The organism is Pontibacillus chungwhensis BH030062, from assembly GCF_000770675.1.
Lineage (GTDB): Bacteria > Bacillota > Bacilli > Bacillales > BH030062 > Pontibacillus > Pontibacillus chungwhensis.
This window is the reverse complement of the sequence record NZ_AVBG01000006.1, coordinates 138,330-164,140: the sequence shown is the minus strand read 5'-3', so window position 1 is coordinate 164,140 and position 25,811 is coordinate 138,330. Positions and strand designations below refer to the sequence as shown.

At 43.5% G+C, this 25,811-nt stretch carries 24 protein-coding genes; 8 read left to right on the top strand and 16 right to left on the bottom strand.

Going from position 1 to position 25,811, the window contains the following annotated elements:
• Window positions 1-110: 110 nt before the first annotated feature.
• Entirely contained in the window at window positions 111-569 is a 459-nt protein-coding gene (locus N780_RS09865) for a DinB family protein (protein ID WP_036783165.1), read from the bottom strand.
• A 332-nt stretch (window positions 570-901) separates the two neighbouring features.
• On the opposite strand from N780_RS09865, the gene N780_RS09860 reads away from it, so the two are divergent.
• From N780_RS09860 to N780_RS09840, 5 genes are all read left to right on the top strand, one after another.
• Window positions 902-1,678, top strand: a complete 777-nt coding sequence (locus N780_RS09860; RefSeq protein WP_269746703.1) for an SDR family oxidoreductase — start codon at window positions 902-904, stop codon at window positions 1,676-1,678.
• A gap of 42 nt (window positions 1,679-1,720) precedes the next feature.
• Entirely contained in the window at window positions 1,721-3,205 is a 1,485-nt protein-coding gene (locus N780_RS09855; protein WP_036783159.1) for an FAD-binding oxidoreductase, read from the top strand.
• 5 nt (window positions 3,206-3,210) lie between these two features.
• On the top strand, window positions 3,211-4,644 hold the full coding sequence (locus N780_RS09850; protein ID WP_036783157.1) for an FGGY-family carbohydrate kinase: 1,434 nt from the start codon (window positions 3,211-3,213) through the stop codon (window positions 4,642-4,644).
• A 145-nt stretch (window positions 4,645-4,789) separates the two neighbouring features.
• On the top strand, window positions 4,790-5,497 hold the full coding sequence (locus tag N780_RS09845; RefSeq protein ID WP_036783156.1) for a MurR/RpiR family transcriptional regulator: 708 nt from the start codon (window positions 4,790-4,792) through the stop codon (window positions 5,495-5,497).
• 125 nt (window positions 5,498-5,622) lie between these two features.
• Window positions 5,623-5,952, top strand: a complete 330-nt coding sequence (locus N780_RS09840; RefSeq protein WP_036783154.1) for a hypothetical protein — start codon at window positions 5,623-5,625, stop codon at window positions 5,950-5,952.
• Between the two features lie 153 nt (window positions 5,953-6,105).
• Here the strand turns inward: N780_RS09840 and N780_RS09835 are convergent, their stop codons facing one another.
• From N780_RS09835 to N780_RS09820, 4 genes are all read right to left on the bottom strand, one after another.
• Window positions 6,106-6,513: a hypothetical protein gene (locus N780_RS09835; RefSeq protein ID WP_036783151.1), complete on the bottom strand. Its 408-nt coding sequence runs from the start codon at window positions 6,511-6,513 to the stop codon at window positions 6,106-6,108.
• A gap of 50 nt (window positions 6,514-6,563) precedes the next feature.
• Window positions 6,564-7,382 carry an Ig-like domain-containing domain gene (locus N780_RS09830; RefSeq protein WP_036783148.1) on the bottom strand — a complete coding sequence of 273 codons (819 nt, stop codon included), beginning with the start codon at window positions 7,380-7,382 and terminating at the stop codon, window positions 6,564-6,566.
• A gap of 160 nt (window positions 7,383-7,542) precedes the next feature.
• Window positions 7,543-8,991 carry an Ig-like domain-containing domain gene (locus N780_RS09825; protein ID WP_198135846.1) on the bottom strand — a complete coding sequence of 483 codons (1,449 nt, stop codon included), beginning with the start codon at window positions 8,989-8,991 and terminating at the stop codon, window positions 7,543-7,545.
• A gap of 213 nt (window positions 8,992-9,204) precedes the next feature.
• Window positions 9,205-11,199: a S9 family peptidase gene (locus tag N780_RS09820; RefSeq protein WP_036783142.1), complete on the bottom strand. Its 1,995-nt coding sequence runs from the start codon at window positions 11,197-11,199 to the stop codon at window positions 9,205-9,207.
• An 854-nt stretch (window positions 11,200-12,053) separates the two neighbouring features.
• Between N780_RS09820 and N780_RS09810 the strand changes: the two genes are divergently transcribed.
• A complete protein-coding gene (locus tag N780_RS09810) occupies window positions 12,054-13,028 on the top strand; it encodes a nuclease-related domain-containing protein (protein WP_052114993.1) in 975 nt (324 codons plus the stop codon).
• 428 nt (window positions 13,029-13,456) lie between these two features.
• Here N780_RS09810 and N780_RS09805 read toward each other — a convergent pair whose 3' ends face one another.
• The 9 genes from N780_RS09805 to N780_RS09765 form a co-directional block, all read right to left on the bottom strand.
• Entirely contained in the window at window positions 13,457-13,927 is a 471-nt protein-coding gene (locus N780_RS09805) for a hypothetical protein (RefSeq protein ID WP_156969133.1), read from the bottom strand.
• Between the two features lie 75 nt (window positions 13,928-14,002).
• On the bottom strand, window positions 14,003-14,833 hold the full coding sequence (locus N780_RS09800; protein WP_036783132.1) for a CHY zinc finger protein: 831 nt from the start codon (window positions 14,831-14,833) through the stop codon (window positions 14,003-14,005).
• A 21-nt stretch (window positions 14,834-14,854) separates the two neighbouring features.
• Window positions 14,855-16,261: a TcaA NTF2-like domain-containing protein gene (locus N780_RS09795; protein WP_036783130.1), complete on the bottom strand. Its 1,407-nt coding sequence runs from the start codon at window positions 16,259-16,261 to the stop codon at window positions 14,855-14,857.
• Window positions 16,262-16,694: 433 nt separating this feature from the next.
• Window positions 16,695-17,024 (bottom strand): EamA family transporter, encoded by a 330-nt coding sequence (locus N780_RS09790; RefSeq protein WP_036783127.1) that lies wholly within the window; start codon window positions 17,022-17,024, stop codon window positions 16,695-16,697.
• On the bottom strand, window positions 17,014-17,361 hold the full coding sequence (locus N780_RS09785; protein ID WP_036783124.1) for an EamA family transporter: 348 nt from the start codon (window positions 17,359-17,361) through the stop codon (window positions 17,014-17,016). The genes N780_RS09790 and N780_RS09785 overlap by 11 nt, the downstream gene beginning before the upstream one ends.
• Window positions 17,354-19,090 carry a DUF6020 family protein gene (locus tag N780_RS09780; protein ID WP_052114992.1) on the bottom strand — a complete coding sequence of 579 codons (1,737 nt, stop codon included), beginning with the start codon at window positions 19,088-19,090 and terminating at the stop codon, window positions 17,354-17,356. Before N780_RS09780 ends, N780_RS09785 begins: the two co-directional genes overlap by 8 nt.
• Window positions 19,077-20,027 carry a DPM/DPG synthase family glycosyltransferase gene (locus N780_RS09775; RefSeq protein ID WP_036783121.1) on the bottom strand — a complete coding sequence of 317 codons (951 nt, stop codon included), beginning with the start codon at window positions 20,025-20,027 and terminating at the stop codon, window positions 19,077-19,079. Before N780_RS09775 ends, N780_RS09780 begins: the two co-directional genes overlap by 14 nt.
• Before the next feature lie 216 nt (window positions 20,028-20,243).
• Window positions 20,244-21,125, bottom strand: coding sequence for a UTP--glucose-1-phosphate uridylyltransferase GalU (gene galU / locus N780_RS09770; protein WP_036783118.1), 882 nt, complete (start codon window positions 21,123-21,125; stop codon window positions 20,244-20,246).
• Between the two features lie 87 nt (window positions 21,126-21,212).
• Window positions 21,213-22,337 (bottom strand): acyltransferase, encoded by a 1,125-nt coding sequence (locus N780_RS09765; RefSeq protein WP_052114991.1) that lies wholly within the window; start codon window positions 22,335-22,337, stop codon window positions 21,213-21,215.
• A 236-nt stretch (window positions 22,338-22,573) separates the two neighbouring features.
• Between N780_RS09765 and N780_RS20265 the strand changes: the two genes are divergently transcribed.
• Complete coding sequence (locus N780_RS20265; RefSeq protein ID WP_269746700.1) at window positions 22,574-22,708, top strand: hypothetical protein; 135 nt, start codon at window positions 22,574-22,576, stop codon at window positions 22,706-22,708.
• Window positions 22,709-23,222: 514 nt separating this feature from the next.
• Here N780_RS20265 and N780_RS09760 read toward each other — a convergent pair.
• Window positions 23,223-24,047 carry an alpha/beta fold hydrolase gene (locus N780_RS09760; RefSeq protein ID WP_036783116.1) on the bottom strand — a complete coding sequence of 275 codons (825 nt, stop codon included), beginning with the start codon at window positions 24,045-24,047 and terminating at the stop codon, window positions 23,223-23,225.
• A gap of 17 nt (window positions 24,048-24,064) precedes the next feature.
• Window positions 24,065-25,108 (bottom strand): SDR family oxidoreductase, encoded by a 1,044-nt coding sequence (locus N780_RS09755; protein ID WP_036783114.1) that lies wholly within the window; start codon window positions 25,106-25,108, stop codon window positions 24,065-24,067.
• Between the two features lie 317 nt (window positions 25,109-25,425).
• On the opposite strand from N780_RS09755, the gene N780_RS09750 reads away from it, so the two are divergent.
• A complete protein-coding gene (locus N780_RS09750; protein ID WP_036783112.1) occupies window positions 25,426-25,791 on the top strand; it encodes a hypothetical protein in 366 nt (121 codons plus the stop codon).
• Window positions 25,792-25,811 lie beyond the last annotated feature (20 nt).

Here is a 25,811-nt window from a genome sequence, read left to right as displayed (position 1 = left end):
TTTTTTAGGGATTGAGTGGGATGGAGGTGGGATGGAGGGACAGGTACCTTGTCCCATTAAGTGTTTCGAGAAGCGAAGGGACGAGGTACCTGTCCCCCTGCCCCGCGCTTTTAGTCTGTCATGTTCCCTTTTAATGATTTAATCGTACCGGTATGTACCCCTTCATGATACAACGAGAAGGTAAGGATTTCGCCAACCGTTTGAAGAGACAAGAAGTCTTCTGTAGCCTTATCATCCAGCTGTCCAGTGAGTGTATCCTTCAATTTAGCCGGCTGTTCCTCAAGCTGCTGCTTTAGTTCAGAAAGAGAAGGGACGTCTCCTTGCCAATCGGAAGGTGATGTGCCTGGTGAGAACAGTTTAAGATAGCGGGATGGCGTTTCGATTGATTTGCCACCGAACTTGGCGATTAAGGAGTTTTGCACAACGTAAATGTGACCGAGATTCCACCGAATCGTATTTTTAAACCCTTCCGGCTGCTGATCCGCCTGCTCTTCTGTCACACCAACTAATTCCTTTAATGTACCTTTTCTAACTAGGTTTACTTGTTGAAAAATTTGTTCTTCGTTCATGTAATCGTCTCCCTTCATTACTTATCATTCTATCTTTCCCATCCTTCTGCCTTCAACCAATCGGGTTTGATGTTGGACAGAGGGACAGGTTCATTGTCCCACTAAAGCAAAAAAAATAGATTTGCTCCAGGCAAGATCTAAAGGGGAAAAGGGACGAGGTACCTGTCCCCATGTCCTGAAAACGAACAGAAATTTCTCTTATTAAATAAAAAAACATCACAAAAAGAGAAATTTCTCCGCAAAACAGTTGCTTTTTACGTGAGAATCGTTTTACAATGAGTTCAGAAAAATCAACCAAAAAAGAATGGCGGGATAGAATGAGCGCCGAAAAAATGAATATAACGGATTTTACGATGCAATTCTTTCAACTACATGGAAAAGTGGCGCTTGTCACGGGTGGAAATTCTGGTTTAGGCCAAGGGTTTGCCCTTGCCCTTGCGAAGGCTGGAGCTGATGTCTTTGTAGTGAGTATGGTCGAAGACGAAGAAACGAAACAACTCATCGAAGCTGAAGGTGTGCGGTATCATTTAATGATTGCGGACCTTACTGAAGATGGTGCTTGTAAGATAGTAGTAGAAGAGTGTGTCCGTGTATTTGGTACGGTAGATATTCTTCTCAATAATGCTGGTATTGGCTTAAACGAACCAGATGTTACGAAATTCACTCGGCTTCAGTGGGACAAAATGGTGTCTGTGAATCTTACAGCTCCTTTTGATTTGGCTCATGAAGCGGCCAAATATATGATCCCCAATCGAAGCGGTAAGATTATCAATACGTGTTCTTTATTTTCTTACCTTGGAGGACAGTGGTCGCCAGCTTATGCCGCAACAAAGCATGGGTTAGCTGGGTTCACGAAGGCGTACTGTGATGAGTTAGCTCAGTACAATATACAAGTTAACGGAATTGCACCAGGCTACTTTGCAACAGATGTGACAAAAGCAACCGGAGCTGATGAGGAGAAGAACAAACGAGTTCTCGACCACATACCGGCTAACCGGTGGGGGAATATCGTCGATTTAATGGGAGCGATCGTATTCCTAGCCTCAGACGCATCCAATTATGTGAATGGCACGTTATTAAATGTTGATGGTGGTTACTTAGTTCGATAGAAACATAACATTATAGATTTTTTTATAAAGGAGATTGATTGTATGACAATGAAAACAAATCAAACCGTTGAGGAATTAAAGGACCTATTACCAGAAAATCAAATCGTAACGGACGACGAAGCGTTATATGATGCTTCCGCAGATCGATATAAAAAATATCCAAAGTCTAAAAATGTACTCGATGTACCAAAGCCACTAGCGATTGTGTACCCACATTCTCCACAAGAAGTGAAGTCTCTTCTTATGTATTGTAACGAACATCTCATTAATGTCATTCCTAGAAGCGGTAAAACAGGGACCGAAGGCGGCTTAGAGAATTGGAAGCAGAAAACCATCGTCATTGACGGTTCAAAAATGAATGAAATCATCGATATCGACACATACAATATGCAAGCAACGGTTCAATCTGGTGTAAAGCTGCAAACCCTTGAAGATGAACTGCGTAAAGTCGGCTATACGACAGGCCACTCTCCTCAGTCCAAGCCAGTCGCTCAACTTGGCGGACTTGTTGCAACGAGAAGTATCGGTCAGTTCTCTACTTTATATGGTGCTATGGAAGATATGCTGGTTGGCTTAGAATGTGTCTTCCCAGAAGGCAACATCTCGAAGATTAAAAACGTTCCAAGAAGATCTGGAGGACCTGATATTCGTCATATTGCACTGGGGAATGAAGGAGCTCTGTGCTATATCACTGAAGTAACGGTGAAGATCTTTAAGTACACGCCAGAGAACAATGAGTTCCATGGTTACTTAATTGAAGATATGGAAACAGGTATTAGCATCCTGAGAGAAGTGATGGTCAATGGATACCGTCCATCTGTAGCTCGCTGTTATTCTGAAGAGGATGCGCGTAATCACTTTGGGCACTTTTATGAAGGAAAATGCGTGCTCATTTTTATGGCAGAAGGTGCAAAAGGCATTGTGAAAGCCACGAGCGAGGCGATCGATGAAGCGGTTGAGAAATTCCAATCTGGAATTGTGAAGCAGGTCGATTCTTCTCTTATTGAGGACTGGTTTAATAACTTGAATTGGGATCAGAGTAAGATCGATGCTGAAATCGAAGAAATGGTGAAACACGACAAGCATGACGGCTTCACGACAGAAATTTCGGCTGATTGGGAAAATGTTATTAAAATCTACAACAACGTTATGGCTCGAGTAAAAAGTGAATTTGATCGTGTTGAAGACCTAACGATGCTTGGAGGTCACTCTTCTCACAGTTACTTAAACGGAACAAACATGTACTTCGTGTACAATTATGAGATTAACTGTGCACCTGAAGATGAACTGCTCGTTTATCATCACCCGATTCACCAAATCATTATTGAAGAGACGTTGAAGCAAGGCGGCTCTATGTGTCACCACCACGGCATCGGTAAGTATCGTTCAGAGTGGACAAAAGAAGAACACGGTTCTGCTTACTATATGCTTGAGAAACTTAAAGAAGCGTTCGATCCAAACGGTATCATGAACCATGGAACCATCTTCCCTCAACCAAATGAAGTAAAAAAATATATTAGAGGGTAATGACGATGAGCGCTCAGTATATGATGGGAATCGACAGCGGTTCGCAAAGTACAAAAGTCGTTATCTTTGATTTAGAGGGAAAAGAAATGGCTTACGGTTCATGCGCTCTAAAAGAAACGTTATCCCCAGAGCCAGACGTTGTCATCCATCCAGATGACGACTTGTGGGACAGCTTATACCATGCCGTTCAAGCGTGTCTCGATAATTTCGAAGGGGACAAAAGCGCGATCGTTGGAATCGGACTTTGTACGATTCGGTGCTGTCGAGTTCTTTTAAACAAGGACGGCGAGCTGGCCTATCCCGTTATAAGCTGGATGGACGCTAGAATGTCGAGGCCTTATGAGCACAAAGATGATCAGGTTCAATACGTTACGACAACGTCAGGGTACCTTGGGTTGCGCTTAACCGGAGAATACAACGATACAGCTGCCAATTGTGAAGTGTTTTGGCCCGTCGACCGTGAAACGCTTGACTGGTCAACGGATGATGAGGAGATCAAAGCTCAAGGACTGACGAGGGACATGTTATTTAACCTTGTGAAGCCTGGCGAAAAGCTAGGGGCTCTCCGTAAAGACCTTGCAAGTGATCTTGGGTTAAAGGAAGATATCCCCGTTGTGGCAACTGCGAATGATAAAGCGGTGGAAGCACTTGGATCAGGCATTAATCAAGAGCGTTCCATTATGATCTCTCTTGGCACGTTTATTTCATCCATGCTCATCCGCGATCAGTATGTGGAAAACGCTCAGAACTTTTTCCCTACTTTCGCTTCCATTCCATTTAAATATGCCTATGAATCGAACGGAATTCGAAGAGGGCTTTGGACAGTAAGCTGGTTTAAGAATCTGATTGGAGAAGAGTTGACGACAGAAGCGAACAACAAAGGCGTATCGGAAGAGGAGTTCTTAAATGAAAAAGCTCAAGAAATCCCTGTCGGTAGCGATGGATTGTTCACGATCCTGGACTGGTTAGCTTCTCCTGATCAACCTTATCGAAAAGGGATGATGATCGGATTTGACCAACGCCATACTCGCTATCACATGTATCGTTCCATTTTAGAAGCGATTGCTTTTAATATGAAGAATAATATTGATGATATGCTAGAAGAAATGGATATCGGGCTCGATGAACTCGTTGTCATCGGTGGGGGGTCTAAGAGTGATGTCATGATGCAAATTCTTGCTGATCTATTTGGATTACCTGTCCATCGAAGAGCAGGCAGTAGCAGTGCGTGCTTAGGAGCAGCAATCTGCACGGCTCGGTACTTGGGAGTGTACAGTGATTTTGAAACAGGTGCCAAGGAAATGGTGGGAACCGAGACCACGTTCACCCCAGATATGAACAATCATACGTTCTATACGAAGGTAAATGAAGAAGTTGTGAAAAATATACGTCCGCACACAGATGAGATCAACAAGCGCATCTATCCACTATTTAATTAAAGTTGTAGAACCATTGCCATTTGTAGCTGAACAATCAGGATGGTAATGGTTCTTTTCTTTACAAGTGAGAGGTGTCTTGCGTATAAATGGGATGTATGGTTAATTAAGTAGTGTTGATTAGTGGAATGAAAGGGGTGGAAAGTAAATGTTGAAGTTAGATACGGATAAGTTAACGAAGCTTGAAAAAGAAGTCCATCAGAAAGTATCTGAACTTGTCGCAGAAAATGATAAGTTAAAAATTATTGAGGCTGCGGAAATATGTGAAGTATCCCCTTCTAAAGTATCCACGCTCGTTCGGAAGTTAGGATTTGATAATTTTAAGCAGTACAAGCTCTATTTCAGCGGTCAACAGATTAAGTGGGAAAGCAATCAAAGGACGGAAGAAATTGAACGCTTAATGCTTTTCTTAGAAAACTTTGATCGAAAAATCGTGGATGATTTCGTATCCATTTATCATAAATATAACAAAATCATTATATATGGCTTAGGCCCATCTTTTATTAGTGCGGAGTACTTTGCGTACAAGCTCGATATCGTTTCGGACAAAAATATAAAGGTGACTCATAGCGAAGATTACGCAGAACAAATGGTGGATGATGAGACGTTATTAATTGTTTTGTCAGTGACCGGTAAGTTCTCTTCCTTTGAGAACCTGTTTCAAAAGTCCAAGGGTAAGGGCGCTGAAATTATGCTGATCTTGGAAGAGTATGTGAACACACAAAACTCTTTAGCAGATTACGTATTCCATTTGTCTAAGTTTAATCAAAGCGATGAATTGCTTCCGTTTGAAAAAACGAGGACGATCTTCTTTATATTTATGGAAGAAATTGCGACCAAATTGAAATATGGATGAGTGTACTCCTGGTTGTTGGATCCAGGGGTCTTTTTTTTTTTGACTAAACGAACTTTCTTCAGTCATATGTCAGAAACCTCCTCAATATAATAAGGGGTACTTATTTTCCATCAGGAGGCGACAGCATGCAGGTGGTGTTAAAAAACGAGGCGGGTTTGGTGAAAGAAGTGAAGCTGGGGTTTAGTTGGACAACGTTTTTCTTTGGATTTATTCCTGCTTTAATTCGAGGGGATCTGAAATGGGCGGTCATTATGTTCGCTCTCGCTGCGGTTGCGGGTGTCTTTACGTTTGGTTTAGGGGCTTGGATTCCTGGAATTATATTCTCGTTCGTCTACAACAAGATCTTTATTAAGGAATTGCTAGAGAAAGGATACCGACCTGCAACACCTGAAGAAGAAGCGAAGCTACAAGCTGAGGGGATTGTAACCCCTGGACCTAGTTCCGTGGGAGCATAACTTATACGTAACAGCGTGAAGGTACCTCTTCTGGTTTTTAGAAGAGGTGCCTTTTTTAAACTATTTCGTTGATCAAACGTTTGATCAATTTTAAGGGCTGAGAGGAAAGAGGCGGATAGCACAGAAAAGCTAGCCCTGTGTTCTTATACGTTGTTAATCGAGCAAATCAAGTACCATTTCAGATATTCGGTGTCTTAGCACCAATTGTGTCTTTCGTATTCTGTCATCTTCGCTCTTTAGATCTTCAGCTTGCTCTTGCCAAGGTAATTCTGTTTCTTTCTCTAACTTGAGAACTTCTTCTTCAAACCATGAACGGGAGTCTTCGTAGGTGGCTAAGGCAAAATCAGCGTTTAAGAATTCTTCTGGTGTACGGAAATTCAAGTTAACTAGCCACTCTTGAAATTCCTCTACTCCCATGTCTGTCATTCTCATATCAAAGATGAGAGTAACTGATTCAACGACCTTCTCATCCATCTGATCTTCAACCATCTTTTGTTGTAAGTTAGTTAAAGTGATGTTGTGGGTGGATCGGTTCTTCTTACTCAACTTTTTAAAAAACACATCGAATCCCTCCAAGCATTTTAGTTCACTTTCAATATGTCCCTAACTACTTATTTCTCAAAAGCTTCCTTCATAATAAACAAATGCGTAACAGGAGACGATCGTTCTGTTGTTTCTAAAAAGGCAACGAGTCTTCTTTCTGAATTAAGAGGATAAGCGAGCGTATAGTGTCCGGGGATGTCGAGTTGATTCTCTAACCCATCATTCCCCATAACCCTAATGAGATCTTCTATATGAAGGGGCTTCTCTGTAATGCTAAGAGACGCACCTGTTACGATGTCCCCCGTTAATGTATAGGAATAGTCCTCTTCATACTTTTCTTCGAATGCCAAGACAGTTGTGTCGTTCGATTTGCGAGAGGTGAACGTACCATTTTCCGCATCTATAACCTCTTCTTTTGAAGCACCGATTCCTGCTTCCATCCCTTTTAATACGCCATCCTCAAGCTGTGAAAGGAAAGATTCATCAAAGTAAGAAGAGGCTTCTTCAGATGCTTTTGTTGTAAAAGGTAAAGCAAAAGAATCAGGTGACCGCACTCCTGTGGTGGACGAAACGCCTTCATTAATATGTAAAGTATAGGTAGTACCAGGCGTATATTTCCCTTTTGAAGGGGACACCATGATCTTCTTTCCATGTATTACTACTTTGGTAGGGATGGTTGAGCCGGATTGGTCCGTAACATAAATGCTTTGTTTGTTTTCAGTTGTTGATTGAAGGGGAGTGTTGTAGATGATGGTCCATGACTTATCCATCGCTACATTGGTCTTTTGCCCCCACTTTTTTTCAATGTCCGTTGACGCCTGAGCAGGAACGATGAGGATAAGAGCAAAGATACTGGCTAGCATAAAAATTCTAAGAAACGGTCGCATTACTGGATCATGCTCCTTTGTGGGTTTGTTGTCGATTGGTGGGGTTATCTGTATTTAAGTGTATAATGATTATACAAAAAATACAATTAGAGGTAAGTTTTATGTTAAAAAGAGTATAGAAAAAGGTGCAGCTTGTTGACTGCACCTTTTGCGTCTAGTATTACTTTTTAATGATATTCATTCGATCTAAGTAACTGTCTCCCGATTCGCCTTCTAAATAGAAAAAGGCTTTATATTCGTTTTCTGGTCCTGTGAAGTCATACCTTAACACATAGGCATCTTCTTTTTGGAAGACCCCTTCGTATGTAAGGGGGCCAAGAACGCTTTTTACATCTTCAGCTGTAAAGGTGGATTCTTTAAACGTTTTATAGATGACCTGAATAGTGTCCTTAGTTTCGTAGTTCAACTCATGTCCGTATGCAAAGCTCAAGTTATCATAGAAAGCAACCATAGATCCGTTGTAGCCAATTTCATCTTTGTCCCCGAAAAGCTGTTTAACATCATCCATAGAGTCCCCGATTTGGAATGGTACGTGTTTAATCTTCCCGGTTTTAAGTGATTGGGCAAATTCTTCATCAAAGTAAGCTGCGCCATTGTCATTCATATAGTAGACATTCTCATCATTCGCAAGATTGTTCTTCCATTTTAGTATCGTTTTCGGAAGATGATTCGTATGGTCTTGATCTGTAGTGAAGTAGAGGACGCCTGATTCACTCATGTAATCACCTGCTTCAACATTCCCAAGCGTTGCTGCATAGATCTCACCATTATCGCTTTTTACCACGATGCCATTCATTGAATTGACGACGCCTCGTACGAATCCGCTGTAAGCTTCGCCGCCAAAGTCGTCTGCTACATCTTCTTGCGTTACAACCTGGAACGAGTCCGTGAATAGGCTGTAGTGGTCTCCAACGAGTGATTTGAACTCTTCATTTTCTGATTCTGTAAAGAGACCAACTTTTACAAAACGAGGTGTCGGATCCGTTGTGTCCCCCTTTGTGTAATCTCCGGAGAATACAACCCCAGCGCCGCCATACATAGAGCATTCATCGGTTTGGTCAATCGTAATTGTGTCCCCTTGATTCGTGATGGTGAGGAGGCAACCTTGATCGTCGGCGAATGTAGCTTCGTCTCCCTGTATGTTTGCTGTCCCTTCAATTTTACCGGAGTGAGCACCTGAAACAGCATTTAGTGTAAAGTTAAAAGTTTGATCCGTAACTTTGTTAACAGTTAACGTAGCATCATTGTATTTAACATCTCTTGTCCATTCACCAGCTTCAAATTGGTTAGAAGCTTCTGTTGTGAAAGGCATGGTAACTGTTTTGTCTGAAGGAATGTCTGATGTGGAAGAAACCCCTTCTTCAATATGTAGTGTGTATGTAGTGTCTTTGGCATAATCTCCTTCAGGAGGTGCAACGGTTATTTTATTTTCCTCAATAGTGATGTCGTTGTTTATTTCGTTTCCACTCTCATCAGTGACGTAAATAAACTCTTTGTTTTCTTCATTCGATTCAATACTTGTATTAAATTCGATCGTCCATGTTTTGTTAACTTGTACGTCGTTCTTTGTCTTCCATTCTCCATCTTTCGCCTCGGCTGAGGATTCCATCGGGAGCTGTAACATGAGTGTAAGCAGGGTAAGTAAGGTAGCCAAAACTATTTTGGTACGGATAAGACATGCTCCTTTCGTTTCTTTAATGGTCGTTCATTTAGAATTAACCCAAGCTTACTCTTAATTTCTACTATATTCAAATAATAGGTATTTATGGATGTGCTTGAAATGAGAAAAGTAGATTCCCTAAGGAATCTACTTTACAATACTTTAAGCCTTATAATCCTCAAACCACCCGACGATCTGGTTCAATCGCTCAACTCTTAGGTTTGGTAAACCAGTTCTTGAGAGGTTGTGATCCGATTCTGGGAAGCGGACGAAGCGAGTGGTTTTGTTCTGGTTTTTCAATGCAACAAACAGCTGCTCTCCCTGTTCGATTGGACAGCGGTAGTCATTCTCGCTATGAATGATTAAGAGAGGTGTCTCGATTTGATCCACGTACTTAATCGGAGAATGGTCCCACAGTTTCTGTGGATCTTCAGTGAAGTGGTTCCCGATTTCCCATTTTGTAAAGAAGTGCCCGATATCACTCACTCCGTAAAAGCTATGCCAATTGGAAATCGAGCGTTGCGTGACGGCTGCTTTGAAGCGGTTAGTCTTCCCGACGATCCAGTTTGTCATAAAGCCACCGTAGCTTCCACCTGTAACAAACAGTTGCCCCTCATCAAGGAACGAGAACTTCTCAAGCGCTGCATCTACCCCCGCCATTACATCTTCGTAGTCGCCGCCCCCATAATCTCCTCGGCAGGCATCCACAAACGATTGTCCATATCCTTGGCTGCCTCGCGGATTCGTGTACAGAACCGCATATCCTTTTGAAGCTAGCAGTTGAAATTCATGCATGAACGAGTTCCCATACATCATATGAGGTCCACCGTGAATCTCAAGGACAAGCGGATACGTTTTAGAAGCATCAAAATGCGCTGGTTTTATAAGCCAGCCCTCCACCTCAAGGCCATCTTTACTCTGATAAGTGAACGATTCAGGTGCGACGATTTCGTATGTGTCTTGGAACGAATCGTTGCTACGCGTGATCTGTTGTTCCTGCTTGTTCTCTAGAGATACGGTGAAAAGGTCCCCGATATGGGTTGGATCACTCACTCCGATAATCGCTTCGTCGGTGTCCTTGGCATAATGAAACGCGTAAATGTGACGATCCCCACCGACCACTCGAGTCACTTCACCTGCTAGATTTGAATAATAGATTCCTGTATTGCCATGCTCGCTTCCTTGAAAATAAACGCCTTGTCCATCCTGAGTCCAAACTGCACCAGGGGAAGGGTTGGCCCAATGTAAATCAGAAATCAACACATCGCTACATTCGAGATCCAACGATTCTGTCAGGCATGTCGTCTCGTTGGTATTGAGGTTCGTAACCCAAACTTTCGTAAGCGTCGCGCCCTCGTATTCGTACCCGTGTCCAAAATAGGACAGGGATTTGCCATCAGGAGAAAAAATCGGCTTCGCAAATCCGCCACTTTTCTCGTTAAGACGGTAAGGTTGTTGACCGAGCTTTTGAATATATAGATCAGCTAACATGTAACTTCCAGGCTGGTCATCTTGCGGTCGGACATACGCAATTGTCGACCCGTCTGGCGACCACGATGGGTCCGAGTGATCATAAGGCCCGGACGTAATTTGCTCAAGCTTTTCAGTTTGGCTGTCATACAGCACAATGTGGGAACGCTTATTATCGAGCAAACCTTTACCGTCTGCTTTATAATGAAGCTGATCAACGATATGAGGCTTCAATTCTTCGTCTTTTTTCTCGTCTTCACTGTTATGAAGATCATCGCCTTCCTCGAGGGAGGTCTGGAACATCAGCTTTGCTTCACTAGGGTGCCAGACCGGGTTCGCGGCACCATTTTTCAAAGTCGTCACCTGGTGCGCCTCACCACCAGCAACTGGCATGACATAAAGCTGATTCTTCCCAGACCGATTTGAGATAAAAGCGATCGACTCCCCATCCGCCGACCAGCGCGGCGACTGATTCCGCGCCTCCCCGTGCGTCCATTGGGTAGATTTATTCGTTTTTCGGTCATAAACGAATAGGTGAGAATCATATTTCTTCTTACTATTGATGCTCGTTGTCACATAGGCAATCTTACTCCCATCTGGCGAAACTTGTGGATCTCCAACAAACTGTAAATCATAAAGCGTTTCTGAATGAATTTCTTGCTTCAACGTCTGGGTTGAGTGGGTCATGTTTGGTCACTTCCTTTAGTTTAGTATGAATATGTACTTGATATCAGTATGAATATTCTGTTAATTATTTGCAAGGGATGTGCGTGGTTGGGATTGGGGGTGAGTGTCGGGATGAGCGTGTTAAGAGTCCGGACTGGGGTGGAGAGCGTCGGGACGAGCGTGTTAAGAGTCCGGACTGGGGAGGAGAGTGTCGGGATGAGCGTGCGAAGTGCCTGGACTGAGGTGGAGAGTGTCGGGATGAGCGGGGTGAGTGTCTGGACTGGCGTGGAGAGTGTCGGGATGAGCGGTAGGAGTGTCTGGACTGGGGAGGAGAGTGTCGGGACGAGCGGTAGGGTGTCTGGACTGGGGAGGAGAGCGTCGGGATGAGCGATAGGGTGTCTGGACTGGGGAGGAGAGCGTCGGGACGAGCGTGCGAAGTGTCTGGACTGAGGTGGAGAGTGTCGGGATGAGCGATAGGGGTGTCTGGACTGGGGAGGAGAGTGTCGGGACGAGCGATAGGAGTGTCTGGACTGGAGAGGAGAGCATCGGACGAGCGATAGGAGTGTCTGGACTGGGGAGGAGAGCGTCGGGACGAGAGGTAGGAGTGTCTGGACTAGGGGGGAGCGTCCAGACAAGCGCGGAAAGCGTCCGAATGCGCCAGAGAGCGTCGGGATGAGCGAGAAAAGTGTCCAGACGGGAGTAGAAAGTATCGGGACAAGCGATCGAAGCGTCCAAATCGTAGAAAAAAGTGCCTAGACAAACCAAGAGGACAACCAGTTTATAACCAGTGCACTTCTTTAAAGAGAACTATTTTGTTGCATTAATGCATTTGTTATTTTATCTTTGTTATATTCTTACATTAAAGGAAGTGATGCATGTTGAAGATGAAACAAAGACAAGTCCCATTAGTGCTCAGGCAAGAGGAAGCTTTACTTCGCAGGTTGCCATATCAGCACTTTAAACGAAAAGAAATAGAAGATTCTATAGGAAAAAGGTGGGCTGGTTATAGAGGAGAGCAGGCACTCGATTATCATCTTGATTTACTTCCATACCACCAATTTCGTATTTTACACGATGTTCGATTGCGTACTCTTCATAAAAACTTTCAGATTGATACCCTCATTTTAACTCCTCAAGTCGGCTTTATTTTGGAAGTGAAAAATATAGCAGGCACTCTTCACTTAGAAAACGAATCAGGTCAATTTCTGCGTACCCACAACGGTGTGAAAGCAAGATATCCAAATCCACTTTCTCAAGTAAAACGTCAACGTGAATTACTGAAAATTTGGCTGCATCTAAGAGGAATTTATGCATACCCAATACATTGTCATGTCGTTATTAGTAATCCTGAAACCCTGCTAGAATTTGAGAATGAATTCTCAATCCCTATCACAACATTAACGGAAACAGTTGATCGATTAAAAGAGTTCGTTGACCGCTATAAAAGCCGAGAAACCTTTAATGTAAATGCTATTGCCCAATCCCTCATTAGCGAAGATGTACCTTACCATCCAAATATTTTATCATCTTATTCAGTGACCTCATCTCAGGTACTAAAAGGTGTTATGTGTATAAAATGTAAGGAGTATTCTATGTTTAGAGTTAGGCAATCTTGGGAGTGTTCCTCATGTAATAATCGATCACGTAAAGCACATCAATTATCTTTGGCAGACTATTTTTTATTGTTTGGCTCCACCCTAACCAATAGAAAATGTAGAGAGTTTTTAGGTTATTCCTCTCCTGGTGCTGTTTCCAAGATGCTATCTCGAATGGAGCTTTCCTATACAGGTGCTACCAATACTCGTACGTACATGATGCCAGATAATATAGAAAAGTGGTTGCATCCATAACGATGCCATACTTATCAAGTGTCAGAATGCTGCGCCGCAGCGTCGGGAAGCGATCTGGAAGAGTCAGGAAGCCGTGCCACAGCGTCGGGACGAATGCCAAAAGAGTCGAGACGCGGTGCCGAAGTGTCGGGAGGCGATCCGGAAGAGTCAGGACGCAGCCCCGCAGCGTCGGGAAGAGCGCTAGAGTGTCAGGAAGCCGCCCCGGAGCGTCGCGACAAGCGCTAAAGAGTCAGAACGCCGCCCCGCAGCGTCGGGACGAGCGCCAAAAGAGTCAGGAAGCCGCCCCGCAGCGTCGGGACGAGCGCTAGAGTGTCGGGAAGCCGCCCCGGAACGTCGCGACAAGCGCTAAAGAGTCAGGAAGCCGCCCTGAAGAGTCGGGACGCAAGCCAAAAGAGTCAGGAAGCCGTGCCGTAGCGTCGGGGCGAGCGCTAGAGTGTCAGGAAGCCGCCCCGCAGCGTCGAGACCCAAGCCAAAAGAGTCAGGAAGCCGCCCCGCAGCGTCGAGACCCAAGCCAAAAGAGTCAGGAAGCCGCCCCGCAGCGTCGAGACCCAAGCCAAAAGAGTCAGGAAGCCGCCCCGCAGCGTCGAGACCCAAGCCAAAAGAGTCAGGAAGCCGCCCCGCAGCGTCGAGACCCAAGCCAAAAGAGTCAGGAAGCCGCCCCGCAGCGTCGAGACCCAAGCCAAAAGAGTCAGGAAGCCGCCCCGCAGCGTCGAGACCCAAGCCAAAAGAGTCAGGAAGCCGCCCCGCAGCGTCGAGACCCAAGCCAAAAGAGTCAGGAAGCCGCCCCGCAGCGTCGAGACCCAAGCCAAAAGAGTCAGGAAGCCGCCCCGCAGCGTCAGGACGCGAGCCAGAAGTGTCCAGACGCCGCCCCGAAACGTCCAGACAAGACCAAAGAGCAAACCCCAAAGCCCCAGCCCACAAACACAAAAAACCTCCTATATCAGCCAAAGGCCAACATAGAAGGAACCTCAACATCACCAAACGCCAAACCCGCCTAATCCATCAATAAAAGTTTTAAAACGATTATATATGAAAAGCACGGTAATTCCTGTTGAAATTAGGCTTGCTAGGACCGCCCAATAAAAGGCTTGTTGCGCTTTTGCGCTTCTTAAAGAGTAATGGTAGACAAAGAGACTCGGTATTAGAGTGACGACGATCATCAAAGACACAACCAGTAAAAATACAGCTAAATTTACAGATATACCAGTAAGGAAAAGAAGCAGTGCCAATCCGTTCAAAGCTAACAAGGGAGAGAGAAGACTTCCGAACTTTGCAAGGGAGAGCTTCAAGGATTGACCGTTTTGCAAGATCATATTAAAAATGGAAAGGGATCCCAATGAGGCCGCTAATAGTACGAAGATGAACATCAATCCAGGCTTTGCGATTTCCCAAAATGGTAACGAGTAATCAGTCCCCTCAATTAACCAGAGCTCCTCTTCTGGAATGAGCGAAAGCAGTAACTTATCTGCTCCAACATATATACTCATCACAAACAAAACCACAAAAAGTCCAATTGTCACAAGACTATGACCAAACTGACTCTCCGACGCGGAGAACGCTTTGTTGGGCTGCTTTACATACCCCATCACTTCTTGAAAATACCCTTTCGAAAAGGCTTTAGCTTTCTCTACGTTTTCATTCGGAGGTGGGGGCACGGCTTGCGCTCCATTTGTTGTAGCAGGAGAAGGTGTAGCAACTGGCTCAATACCTGGTGTGGGCGAGGTATTTCCTGCACCCAGCTCAAATCCACAATTCCCACAAAACTTTCCGCTCTCTTGCTCGTGGTTACAGTTTGAACAGATCATTGCAATCATCCTTTCATAACGTTATAAATCTTTTCTGATCGTATCGTTTATAAGGATCTTCTGAATTTTATAGGAGCCGTTTTCAAACACCACCATGTAACGTTTCGTTCTGTCGTAGCGGGTTTGTTCGCCGAGGTGGTTCGTGAAGATAAACATCTCTTCCATATCTACTTCAACTAACTGTTCACTCACTTTTTTCGACTGGATGACGTTGTTTTCTCTGAAATCGTAAGTGTAGACGGATGTTTCAAGATCTAAGATGTAATCGTATAGCTCTTTCTCTGCGTAACTGCCTTTTTGTAAGTATGAGGCCATTAAACTGAAATTGTGTTCATTCAATGCCCGTTCATAGGCGCTTCGAAAGGCAACAACATGATTGGCTGCGCCTTCTGCCGTTGCTCCTGACTCAACAGGATCGCTTTCTGATTGCTCTTCTTGAACAGCCTGTGCCTCTTCGGCTTCCCTAGGTTTATGAATCTGAAGTTCAATTTGATCTCCTTGAACATATTGGGTATCGATGACTTCTGATCGAATGGTTTCACCGGCGTGTGAGATCCACTGGGCATGGACTTTAAGAGGAGCTTCAGATGGAACAGGGCCGATCTCGTTTAATTCAATGAGAGGGAGTCCTGTACTCTCCCCATTAATGAAAAGGGTGGCACCCATTTCATTGCTTGTTAGGGAGTAGGTCTTGTAGTTGAATGGAAACAAGACTTCTTGTTTACCTGATGGATGTTCGACTAGCACGTCTAGTTGATTAGAGAACGTTCCGAATCTGTTTTCGGCTTCTCCTTCTAACGTGTGTGTTCCTGGATAAGCTTTTGCGAGATCATAGAAGGTATCTGTGCTTGAGATTTTAGTGGAATGGTCCCCGGTTATTACGGTTGAAGGGACTATATCGGAGCTAACTGTGATGGTCGATGGAATGGCCTTGATGTCGTATGTATAGTAGAGTTTAGGAACGATGGCACGTTTCTTTACAAGGAAAATAGCGTTTCCGGCATCATCTGTGACTTGCTTGCCTGTTCCATTGGTCTCGTTTGAAGTAATGATGGTGGATAATTGCTCTTTCATCGTCGTCCATCCTGCCTCTTTAAGGTAGGTGAAGTATTCATTTTCGTTCAATAAAGCATTGTTTTCTAGGGTGAGTTCATGTAAGAATGCTGAGGCATTGTTTGCCTTCATCGCTTGATCCATGGCTTGAATTTTTTTCGCTGGGTCAAAAATGGTCGAAAGGGTAAAATGAGCCATCAACAAGACGGCAGCGAGTAAGCCGAATGAGATTAGGGTTCGTTTCTTCTTTTTTGACATGGGAGGGGTTCGCTGGTAACGGGTTTCAGGAGTATCTGAGAGAAACTTTGTGCCACAAGAGGTACAAAAGTCCTGAGATTCACCCATTGCCTCACCGCATTCCGTACAAAAGCGCATGTCTTCCACTCCTTTCTAAAAGGTTAAAACGCACAAAACTATCTTATTAGTCAGTGAGGTCATTTATGTCTAAAGCTTTGGACAGGTGAAGTGAGCAAAGTGCTTTTCTAATAGGTCTTTTGTTCTTATATACTAAAAGGGAGAAGGGGGAGAGAGGAATGTTCGAACAGCTTAAGAAGTTATTCAAACCTAAGCAATGCGTTATATGTAAACAAAAACCGCAAAATCCGCGGAAGTATTACAGCGACTGGGGAGAAGAGGTTCTCGTTTGCGAAAAGTGTGTACCCTATGCAGAGCGGAGAGCGCTAAGGAAGAAGGTGTGATAGAGAAGGATGGATCCTATAATCACAAAAAAAGCTCATCCGAATCACGGATGAGCACAAGTTCTTTAACACGGTGAAACAAGAAAGGGTGCCAGACACCCTTTACTACGCTAAAGTACGAGAAGGATGGAGCCTCCTGATATGAGGAGGACGCCGATTCCTTTTTTGATGGTGATGGTTTCATTTAGGAATAGGCTGGATAGGATCATGGTCCAGATGTAGGTGACCGATGTAATCGGGTACACCACGGTGTAAGGCAGGAGCGTCAGTAAGTAAATATTAAGGATGGCTCCGGCCAGGTAAAAGGCTCCGCCTGTGCCAAGCTTCATAATAAAAGGCGTGTTGATGCCTAAGGGGTGATCGCTTGCTTTTTTGAAAAAGAAGCCTCCGAGGGACCCGAATAATGTCATGAATAAAATCAGAAGTAGTTTAATGATCACCACCTCCAATAAGAACCACGCCTCCGATGATGAGGAGGACGCCTAGTACGTGAACAGTCTCAATGGTTTCTCCTACGAGGAAAACCCCGAGGAAGAGGGCGAATACATAACCTAAGCTTAGAAGCGGATGGAGTACGGATAAGCTTCCGAAGCGGAAGGATAAAATCATCAGTACGGCTCCCAGGAAGTAAAAGATAAAGCCGCCAATAAGCTCTGGGTTCATGCCGGCTCCTGAAAGCTTCCAAAACATTTGCCCCAGTGAAGTGAGGAAAGCCGCAAGAGTCATGAGCAATATGCCCTTGCGGTTCTCTCTTATCGATTGTTTGAATCTATTCATGTGATCTTGTTGTCTCCCCTCGACCTATCCAAATCATTGCTACCAGGAAGAGGGCAAGAGGTACATTGGAGAATAGGTACCGGAAATCCTGCGCTGGTAACGTTGCTGCGACAGATCCTACGCTTAACAGAACGGGTAAAGAGATGAGCCACACACTGCCTCGTTTTCCGTATTTCAAAAAGGCAGTGTAGGTCAGGAACAGAATCGCTAACAAGTAGCTCGCTGGTCTCCAAATTGTTGTCAGGAAATAGGTTTCACTTTTGTCCAAGTACCTCTGGGCAGCCACGGTAGCTTTAGATGAGATTACTTTATTTTCTAGGCCATATTCATTGTTATAAAAGATATTGGTTACAAAGTTCGATGTGTAACCGGGTCCTTTCGGCTCGTGCATTTGCCATACAATTGAAGCTTCCCGGAGGAAGGCCTCGACGGCTAGTACTGGGTTATTGGCAACCATGCCGCTCCACATCTTGAGAAACTCACCCATGTCTTCTGCGATTACTGTATCATCGAACTTACCGGAGAACTTAATCGGATCGACTTTGTAAGGATGATAGTATTTCTCCCAATCTTGAAGAGGCATAATGCGAGATACGTATGCTTCTTGTTCTTCCGTCAGATCTCCGTTAATGACGATATTGGCGATCTGTTGAGTTGGAATGCCTACTGCTTCTTTTGTTTCCGTTGGTCGGACGTCTAATGCTGAGAAAATCGGTCCTGTTACCACTAAGTAAATGGCTAGTACAGCTACAAAGTTAGCAAGAAGTGGCTTCCACTGTTTTCGAAATACGAGTAACAAGAAGACTCCCATAACAAGAAAGACAGGGAATCCATTGTGGCGGAAGAAAGCAACCGCTAAAGATGTGATGAATAATAGAAGCAGGTTATGCTTTTGATGTAGCCATGCTCCTTTAGAAAAGACCATCTTAAACATTAAGATGCAGAAAAGGAAGAGAACGGCGCTGTAAAGGACATCTTTCCATAGGCTAATGGAATAGATCCCAAGTACTGGCCAGGCTGCTACCACAATGGTGAAAAGACCCAGAATTTTGTAAGATACGCCGTATTTCTCAATCGATTTCATGCCATATGCCCAAATCAGAGAGATGACTGTGATTTGGAAGAGTGATAGAACACCTGGTGAATCCCAAATTTGAACAAGAACGGTCAATACCCATGTATGCACAAGGGGGTGCCAGTTGCTCCATTCAAAGGAATGGGCCTGTCCCCACTGAGATAGGGAGTCAGGGGTCATCGTTGCCGGGAAAAAGGCAATGAAGTAGACCATCCAGGCTAAAAAAGGAATAGCAAAATAAAGCACAAAGCTATATGGAGTGGCTGTTCCTTTTGTATCGAATTGATAGAGAAACTCCATCAACGTCAGGGTAAGGCAGATGTACACAGCATATGTAAGGAGATAAATGCCGACCATCATCAATCTCGATTCGATATGGGATTGGTCTGGTGCAGAGCTGGCCATTAAGAGAATAGGAAACAATACTGCAAAAGGCAGCGTCCATTTTTTGTATGAAGATTGTAAGATTCCTTTGAAACGATTCGTGTTACGAGCTAATCGGTAGAAAAGAAGAGTAAATAGAACAAATAAAAAGAGCCCGATTCCAAATGTTAGAGAGTAGAAGGGCTCGTAGAAGGAAATGAGCGCTCCAGTAGCAATGAAGCTAGCTACTGCAGCACTGATCCAAGTTAATAGAGCATTACCCTTGCTCATTTTCGTTCCTCCTTATGCGATCGTAAAGGTGGTTGAGTTCTAATTCATATTGTTTGCGATACGTTGCGGTCATGACATCTAAAATAAGTCCGCAAGCAAATATGAGGACCCCAAGAATCATAAATCCGGTTGCGAGTATGGCTGATGGGACCTTTGATACAAATCCTGTATTTATAAATTCTGTTATAACAGGGATACCAACAGCAAACCCTAACACGATGGAAAGGAGCGACCATAGTGAGAAGAAGAGGAACGGCTTGTACTCTTTAAATAAAGTAAAGATCATTCGTAACACTTTAATCCCATCTGAGAAGGTGTTTAGCTTCGACTCACTGCCTTCTGGACGATCTCTGTAATCAATCGGAACTTCTTTAATTAAAAATTTCTTATCAAGAGAATGAATGCTCATTTCTGTTTCGATCGCGAACCCAGAACTCATGACGGGCATCGATTTGACGAAAAGCTGATCAAACGCACGATATCCCGTCATAATGTCCGTAATATCGCTCTTATATAATCGGTTAATTAAACCTTTAACAAGTCTGTTGCCAAATCCGTGGAACTGTCTCTTGTTCTCATCATAGTACGTTCCGTTACTAAGGCGATCGCCAATCGTCATGTTGGCTTTCTTATCTCGTATCGGCTGAATAAGGTCATGGACATATTCTGGTGGGTACGTGTCGTCCCCATCTGCCATTACATAAATATCGGCTTCAATTTCACGAAACATGGAACGGACCACGTTTCCCTTTCCTTGTCGCCATTCTTTCCGAACAACAGCTCCATGAGATTCAGCGACCTCTGAAGTGCGATCAGATGAGTTATTATCATAAACATAGATCGTAGCGTGAGGAAGTTCTGATTTAAAGTCATCAATAACCTTCCCGATTGTCTGTTCTTCATTATAGCAAGGAAGAAGAACGGCAATTCTCTCCATAATGGCACCTCTAATTCTTGGTTTATTTTTACACAGACGTAAGTATAACAAAAATTGTATGTTCTATCTATCTTAATAGTGAATCATTCCCGAAAAGGGAGCTAATCATGCTTCGAATTGTTCGGATTGTCTAAGCTAACGCAGTAGGAGAGTGTTTTCAGTACACGAAAAAGAGCAATCAGCTAAACTGATTGCTCTGATCGGCATCCTGGTATGTTAGGATTTTACGCTTTTTTCCTGAACGAGTTCTTCCATGAACTTCAATAATTCGGGTTGAAGTTCTCCTCGTTCAAGTGCGAGTTCAATTGTTGTTTTAATAAAGCCTAATTTCTCTCCAACATCATAGCGGCGGCCTTCAAATTCATAAGCAAACACTCGATGGATTTCATTTAAGTGTTGAATGGCATCTGTTAATTGAATTTCGTTGCCTGCTCCGTACTCTTGCTTTTCTAGGAACCTCATAATCTCTGGCGTTAGAATGTAGCGTCCCATAATAGCAAGGTTTGATGGTGCCTCGCCTTGTGCTGGTTTCTCTACGAACTTACGCACATGGTGGAGGTTATTGTTCGTTTGCCCATCAGGATCAATGATTCCGTAGCGATGGGTTTCTTCGTCAGGGACAGATTTAACCCCAACAATTGATGAACGTGTTTCTTCATATTGGTCGATCATTTGTTTTAAGCAAGGTGTTTCCGAACGGACAATGTCATCACCAAGCAAAACGGCAAATGGTTCATCACCAATGAATTTACGCGCACACCAAACAGCGTGTCCGAGTCCTTTAGGTTCCTTCTGACGAATATAGTGAATTTCTACTTTTGAAGATTGCTTCACTTCTTCAAGAAGGTCAAGTTTGCCCTTTGTCATCAAGTTATCTTCAAGCTCAACGGCATGGTCAAAGTGATCCTCAATCGCACGCTTTCCTTTACCAGTTACGATGATGATGTCTTCAATTCCGGATTCAATCGCTTCTTCTACAATGTATTGGATCGTTGGTTTGTCCACGATTGGAAGCATCTCTTTCGGCATCGCTTTTGTAGCGGGTAAGAAACGCGTTCCTAGTCCAGCCGCTGGAATAATGGCTTTTTTAATGGTCATGCCTTTACTCTCCTTTATACTTATATGATTGGTCTATTATACTACTAAAATGAGCGGAACACCAATTATTCCCTAATAGATCCCCTTCTAGGAAGAAGGAGCATGGCTTTGATCTACAGTTTTGTCATGGTGAGATTTCTTAGGAAGAGCAGGGAGCTTCCCGAACACGATTTGGCTAAACGGAATGAACTGATGAAAGATTCGAATAATCAAGTAACAGATTCCAACCGTTAGAAGATATCGGGCACCAATCTCCAAATGAAACAGATAGTTAGAATGTGTCGGAACCCATCTGGCCACTTCTTTTAATACAAAAGGATGAATGAGGTAAAAGCCAAATGAATAGCTAGCTACGTGATTAACGAAATTGAGTTTAGGTTGAGATAACCGTTCACTTAACCGTTCCGCTATTCTGAAGATGATATAAGCTCCTACCATTAAATAAACAAATCGCGGAAGGTTACCTAAAAACGGAGAAATCACCAATGTACCCGTTATATACATGTGATAATGGATCCGGACAGCTACTGCTCCTGCTATTCCTGCAAACACTCCGATTGGTAAGGTCCACTTGCTCTTAGATTTTGCCTTTTCCTTATCGTAATTGATTCCAACCCAACCACCTAATAGAAACGGTCCGATTAAGCTTAAGAATACAGGGTAGGTGATCCAGTCGACGTTCACTTTGAGTAGGAAGAAGGCTAGGTGAAGCACGCCTCCGATCAGCCACATGTAATTCTTGAACCACTTTATCTTTTGGGAGAACCATACAAGGAGTGGTAACACAAGGTAGAACTGGACGATTAGGAAAATAAAGTGAAGGTGATAATAGGAATCTCCTTCAAGAATACGGATCAGCGACTGCAGCGGAGCGAGGTCACGGTATCCTATATATAATCCATACACTTCATAAAAGACTGCCCACATGAGATAGGGGATTACAATAAATGTAACTCGTCTTTTGTAAAAACGTTTTAAGACCTCTTTAGTCATCTCTTGTGCATAATAACGGTAGAAAAACACAAGGCCGGTCATAAAGATAAATAAACTTGCTTCAATGCGTACGATTCGGTTTAGAAAATGGTATTTCTGAAAAGCATCTCCGCCTTCTGGTAGAGTGCTGATGTACGTTCCTGTAGCGTGTACAAGCACTACACAAAGCATAGCGAAGAAACGTATAAAGGAAATAGATAGTATCTTTTTGTTACGCATTATTTCTCAAATCCAATCTATTAAAGGTTAATCTTCATTCCCTAGTGTATAGATTCGAAAGTGAAAAATCTATGGGCAATTTTAGGAGATAATCAACGAGACGTTCCCTCGCGTTAAAAAAACGAGTCGCCATGATCAATCACCAAATGTTTCCTTTTGACAATTTTCTGTTCCGCTTTTACGACAATGTATGATATATTATACATATTATGTAAAACGGCGAGGGGTTTTTAAAGGTGAATGAACAATCTCAATGGATTGAATTGATGAGAGAAGTGATCCAGCAAACAGAAGGATCCTCAGAAGCGAATGCACACGATATTATTGAACTTATGAAGCAGCGTTTGCAAAATTCGGTGGTTGCGGAGTAGTTGATCAAACGTTTGATCAATACATAGGAAAGGTAGAGACGCGGAGTGCATCTCTACCTTTTTTATTTCAATAGCGACGTATATGGTACTTGAAGCTGAGAGAATCTTTCCGTTAGCTTGATTGGGTGTAAGGTGGTTCGGGAAATCACTCGCTTTCCGCGGCGAGCTGGGAAGCCTCCTCGTTCGCTCGCGCTCTCTGTGGGGTCTTCCCTAGGCTCCTACTGCCGCAGGAGTCTCGCAATTTCCCGAACCACCTTCGCCATATTGAGAGAAACGGAAACATACCACATAAAGAATCAGGGTTGTGGTATATTTTTCCATGCTTGAGCTGTGGGGCCATTCACAACTTATCATAAGGGGTTTCCGGGGAACGAGGAGACTCCTGCAGGAGAAAGAGGTCGACGAGACCCCGCAGGGTGGTTTCCCCGAGGAGGCTCGACAGCTCGCCCGCGGAAAGCGAGTCGTTCCCCGGACACCCCTAGCTCTCAATACCATATGGCCCCGTCCGTGCTAATTAAGATATCTCAGCATAGGCAGATTCTGCTGAGATTCCGCTTATGAAATGGAAGGCGACTTGGTTGAATTCAGCTGCTTTTTCCAGATTACAGACGTGTCCACATTTCTTGATGATGTGAAGCTTGGCGAGTGATTCGCGTTTTACGTGGTTGGTGATTCCTTGTATAAACATATGGTCTTCATCGCCAGAGACGTAGAGCTTTGGAATGTTATTGGTCTTATCCTTCAGGCGTTCATAGGTCTTATAAGAATTTCGGATTACGTTCGCCCAACTGAGGTAGGCATATCTTCCAAGCTTCTTTGCTTCGCGAATAAATATATTTCTAGATTTGCTGTGGTTAGGCTTTGGCAACACAATATGCGCGAAGACTTTAAAGGGCACCATATAGGGAAGGAGGTGGCTGAATGGAAAAGATATGGTCACCCTGCCTAATAACTCTCCCCATTTCAGCCATTTCCCGGCGGCTCCTGCTAGCGTCATCGATTTAATACGATGAGGATGAGTCATCGCGATCGATTGCATGATGATGGTGCCAAGAGAGACTCCAAGAAAGTGAGCTGATGATATGGAAAGGTTGTCCATCAGTGTAAGGACTTTCTTTGCAGTATAAGATAATAAATTTTTCCTGCGCTTAATCAATGGGCTTTTCCCGTGACCTGGCAGGTCGATAAAGAGTAGATTAAAGTGATCTTTGAAATAGTCAATTTGCTTGTGGAAGATGTTCCAATCTCCCCCGAGGCCGTGCAAAAACACGACCCAATCTTTTGAAGAGTCCGTTACGAAGGTCTTGTAGCTTAAACTTGAATCGTGAAGTATCTCCATACGTTCCTCATTTCTTCTTATCTATTTCCATAAAGGATGCGTTCAATCATATCGATGTTCATATCTAGGTGGGCAATCCCATTTTTGCGAAGTAAGCTTTGAGTATTGGTGTCATCAAACGTAAGCTTTTTGTTCCAATAAGGGCGGAATACCTTCATTGGCTCGTTAAATTTTAATTCTTCTTTTGAAAGCTCCCCTTCGTAATCAGAAGGAACCATTTCGATATTAGGGAAGTCTAGTTTTTCTTTTACCATGTCAAATAGCAATCGATTGGTTGGTGGGTTTGGATTTGTGATGTGATAAATTTTGTTTGGTTCAGGCGTTCTGAGAGCTGCAGTTAGGACGTCTACAACATAATCAACAGGGATGAAGTTTTGTGACGTTTCTTCCGTGCAAAGAAATTTATATATTTTCTCCTGTTGATCCTTTTTGCGATCGGTACGTTTTTTTAGAATCTCAAGCCCCCGGATCACTCCGTATAAAGCAAAGCTTGTGTCTGCTTCGCCCGTCTCTGAATCGCCAATTATGATGGAGGGGCGAAATATATTCACGTTTAGAACATCTTTGTACTCCCATACAAGGTGTTCTGCATGACATTTGCTTTCTTCGTACGGGTTTACAAACTCCTGATCTACAGGGTGAAGCTCTTCTTTGGCATACAGTTTGGTTCCGAGTGTGTAGGCTGTGCTGATATAAGAAAAGTGTTGAGCGTTAATTTCCTGGGCCAATTCAAGCATATTTTTGGTTCCGCTTACATTAATATGAAATGTTTTATCTCTTTCGCTATCATCAAACGATAGGTAGGCTGCACTGTGGTAGATTGTATCAATATGGTTTGTTAAGATGGCTAGGTCTGTAGAACTGACGCCAGCTTTATCCTGCGAGAGGTCGCCTTCAATAATGTGGAGATTGGCTTGAACCTCTTCTGGAACGGCTTGTATAAGGCTGCCTGCTTTTCGTGGATTTCGTGCAATGGCATAAACCGAATGTCCTTCATCTAGTAATCGTAGCGTAAGCTGTTTGCCTAAAAAGCCAGTCGCCCCTGTTAATAAAATATTCATGTTGGCTTAACTCCTTCGTTGCTCTTCTTTGTATTATTATGGTTCATTCAATTTATAAATATTTTATCATTTTCACTCCTCACCTAACCATAACATAGATAGGCAGAGGGATTTGTGAAAAAAATATGTACTTCCAGTGTTTTGCTTCCATTATAACTAGATAATGGGTGATTTATAAAGAGGAATTGAGTAGGTCATAGGTTCCATTGTCTTATAGGTTTCTTCAGCTAAAGACATCTTTTATCCTTTATCAAAATACGGGTAATACTCATTGAATGAGGGAAAGATAGATACAAATTGGGAAGGGACTGAACCAAATGAATTCATTAACGGATAACATTAAAAACTGGGCAAAAGATACGGCTGGAAAGGTAAAACAAAGACTTGAGGAACACGCTGCATACAGCAAAATGAAGGTAGAAGAAGTTGCGGAAATGGTGCTTAACCATGAGAGCACAGAGCATAAGCGACATGAATATGTAGGGGTTGTTCTTCATGATTACCACTTGCGTTTGGGTGATACGGATCTCTTGTTGGAGACCAAAGGAGACAAGGATTTATACATATTAGAATGCAAGGTTATCCAACGTGGACATCTGATTGGAGAGTTCCAGTCTTGGGATAAAAGGAAAAACGTTCTTGATTCAATGCGTGTTCCGGCCTTTATTAAAGAGCGTGATTGAAAAGCATATAGGTATGAAAA